Raw genomic sequence first — 2,266 nt, 5'->3', positions numbered from 1 at the left:
GGTTCCAGCACAGCCCACTGGTCATCCGACAGATCCCCCCGCCCCATCCGAAGAGCCTGACATCACGCCGGACGACCTTCCAAAACACGCCCTAGTACTGCAACGGTGCTTACCGAGACGAGGCTTCAGCTCTTGGGCTGTGGCCTCGTCTGTTGTAGTGGCTGGTCCGGGCCTGATGCTGGCGTCGGCGGCGCCATCGGGACCAGTGCAGGATGTGGTCGATGCTGCGGCGGACGGGCCGGGTGAGGTGGGTGATCAGCCGGCGGATCTCGGGGACGGTGAGGGGTATCAGGTCTGACGTTCGAGCAGGTCCGGCCCCCTTTCGAGCTGTTGGGCCCGCATGACAGTAAGGTAGGCGTGGGCGGCCATGGCGAGGGTGATGTGCCGGTACCAGCCCTGGTGGCGGCGGACCTGGTAGTCGTCCAGGCCGCACTGGCCTTTTGCGCTCTGGAAGCATTCCTCGATCGCCCAGCGGGCGCCCGCGACGGCGATCAGCTCGTTGAGGGTGGCATCGGCGGGTGCGTAGGCGATGTAGTAGGCGATCCTTGTGGGATCGGTGATGCTGCGGCGGGCCAGGACCCAGTGCCTGCGGTCGGGGCGGTGCCAGGGCCGGACCTCGATGCGGGCCCAGTCGTAGATCCGCAGGCCGTGGGCGCCGTCGCCGCAGGACCGGCGCTTCCACTTCTGCCGGGGCAGGTCTGCGACCAGGTCATGCAGCCGATGGTCCATGGCCTGCCAGGTGACGACGGTGTCGTGGCGGGTGGTGGCCACGACGTGGAAGACGTCGGCCTGCTCCAACTCGTAGCGCCAGCCCTTGCTGTAGCCGTAGCCGGCGTCCGCGGTCACCCACCGGAACGGGATCTCGTCGTCAATCGCGCGGCGCACCATCGCCCGCGCGAGATGGACCTTGGTGGCGAACTCGACCCCGTTGTCGATCCCCGCCGACCGGCAGCGTTCGCGGTCGTCCGTCCAGGACTTCGGCAGGTAGAGCGCCCGGTCGATCAACGTCCGGCCCAGCCCGCTCGAGTAGGCGAGGAAGACCCCGACCTGGCAGTTCTCGGTGCGGCCCGCGGTTCCGGAATATTGCCTTTGGACGCCGGCCGACCGAACGCCCTTCTTCAGGAAGCCGGTGTCGTCCACGATCAGCACGCCGCCGGGATCGGCCAGGTGCTCGACGACGTACTGGCGTACGTCGTCGAGCACCGCCTCCGTGTCCCAGTCGATGCGGTTCAGCAGGCGTTGGATCCGGTCCGGTCCGTCATGACCGGCCTCCTCGGCCACGGTCCAGCCGTTCTTGCGCTCCAACGGCGCCAACAAGCCCCGCATGTACGCCAGAGCCGACTCCCGTGACTCGCTCCGCGCGAACCGGTGCCCAAACCGCTCATGCAACCCGGCCAACCCATCCGACCAGCGACGAGCATCGACCTCAGATATGTCCCCACTCATGAACAGTCCAACGAGCAAACCCAACAGCAGTCACGGTAAGCACCGTTGCAGTACTAGTCCGAGGCGGGGCACGCGGACCTTCTCCAGTATGGCTTCGAACTGTGGCGAGTCCCCGCGCTGCCCGGCGGTCACCAAGATGGACATGGGCTTCTGGCCCTGCTCGACCGCCAGGTGGAGCTTGGTGGTGAACCCGCCGCGTGACCTCCCCAGCCCATGGTCACCGGGCTCTGTGAAGATGCCGCCCGCCGGTTCCTTCTGCAACTCGCCGTGGCTGCGGGCTCCGGCCGCATGCTGATGCGCGCGGCAGACCGTGGAGTCGACGCTCAGGTCCCATGTGATCGCCCCCTTCGCGTCGGCCAGGGACTGGAGCCGGGTGAGGATCCGTTGCCAGGTGCCGTTCCGCTGCCACCGGCGGAACAGATCGTACACCCGGCTCCATGGTCCGTACTCGGCGGGGACGTCCCGCCACGGAACACCGGTCCGGACACGGAACCGTATGCCGTCGATCAACCGCCGCCGAGTCCAGACCGGCGGCCGCCCCGCCCTAGCGCCCTTCGGCAACAACGGCTCCACCACCGCCCACTGCTCGTCTGTGAGATCTCCCCGACCCATGAACCGAGATCATCCCCGGCCCAAGATCTACTTTCGATACACGGCCTAGACGGCCCAGACCGCCGGCCACACCTGGGCCGCCCAACCCGACTCCACTCGGCTCGGGCGGGGACGTCGACGGTGACGGGTCCGACGACCTCGTGGTGTGGGCCGTCCACCGGTACCCGGGTGACCGGGTACGACGTCCTCTAGCAGATCGGGCCATGGG

Annotated in this window: 2 protein-coding genes; both read right to left on the bottom strand. The window is 67.9% G+C overall.

Features of this window, described 5'->3' with window-relative positions:
• Positions 1-288 precede the first annotated feature (288 nt).
• A complete protein-coding gene (locus tag ACFWOG_RS40665; RefSeq protein WP_380364773.1) occupies positions 289-1,446 on the bottom strand; it encodes an IS701 family transposase in 1,158 nt (385 codons plus the stop codon).
• 30 nt (positions 1,447-1,476) lie between these two features.
• Positions 1,477-2,058 (bottom strand): IS5 family transposase, encoded by a 582-nt coding sequence (locus tag ACFWOG_RS40660; RefSeq protein WP_380364771.1) that lies wholly within the window; start codon positions 2,056-2,058, stop codon positions 1,477-1,479.
• Between the last annotated feature and the right edge of the window lie 208 nt (positions 2,059-2,266).

Origin of the sequence: Kitasatospora sp. NPDC058406 (assembly GCF_042722765.1) — a bacterium.
GTDB lineage: Bacteria > Actinomycetota > Actinomycetes > Streptomycetales > Streptomycetaceae > Kitasatospora.
This window is presented reverse-complemented; position numbering and strand designations above follow the sequence as displayed.

What these genes read in the sequence shown, in the direction of transcription:
- ACFWOG_RS40665 (WP_380364773.1), bottom strand. Translation starts at nt 1,446, where the DNA reads ATGAGTGGGGACATATCTGAGGTCGATGCTCGTCGCTGGTCGGATGGG.
- ACFWOG_RS40660 (WP_380364771.1), bottom strand. Translation starts at nt 2,058, where the DNA reads ATGGGTCGGGGAGATCTCACAGACGAGCAGTGGGCGGTGGTGGAGCCG.